Origin of the sequence: Tardiphaga robiniae (assembly GCF_001618955.1) — a bacterium.
In the GTDB taxonomy this organism is placed as follows: domain Bacteria; phylum Pseudomonadota; class Alphaproteobacteria; order Rhizobiales; family Xanthobacteraceae; genus Tardiphaga; species Tardiphaga robiniae_A.
The window spans coordinates 1-508 of record NZ_LVYV01000050.1; the positions used below are offsets into that span (position 1 = coordinate 1).

Genomic DNA, 508 nt, shown 5'->3' on the forward strand with positions numbered 1-508 from the left:
GTGCTCCAGGCCTGCCCGCAGATCACAGATTACGGGCCAGGCGGGAGGATCGACAACTGGCGCGACCTCATGGCAGCCGCGGTCGTTGTCCGCACCATGCTCGGCGTCAGTTCTTCGGCCTATGAGGAGGCTTGCATGGCGATGGGATGGGAAAATGCCGCAACCGTCATTGCCTGCATTCTCGAGAGGGGAGGGCACATCAACTCGGCCGGAGGTTATCTGCGTGATCTGACCCGCCGTACGGAAAGAGGCGAGTTTGCTGTCGGCCCGATGCTGATGGCTCTTGCGCGGGGAAGTGTTCCCGGTAGTCGGCTCGTCGGCTGAGCCCGAGGCGAGCACTCGGGGCGCTTGGATGCAGGATTGGCACGATTTTGTGGTCGACGGGGTGTGCGGTTATTAGCTGCAAAATCCGGTAAAACCGCTCATGTCGAGTGAGCGATGATCCGGTTGCATCCAGCGAAATCCGCGGGCTTTTCTCGAAGACCATCAGGATGGGGTAGCTTGTATC

General features: G+C 60.4%; 1 protein-coding gene. It reads left to right on the forward strand.

What is annotated here, in order from left to right:
- Positions 1-324 (forward strand): plasmid replication protein RepC (gene repC, locus A4A58_RS24095; protein WP_244499857.1); only part of this gene is annotated, 324 nt, incomplete at its 5' end.
- Between the last annotated feature and the right edge of the window lie 184 nt (positions 325-508).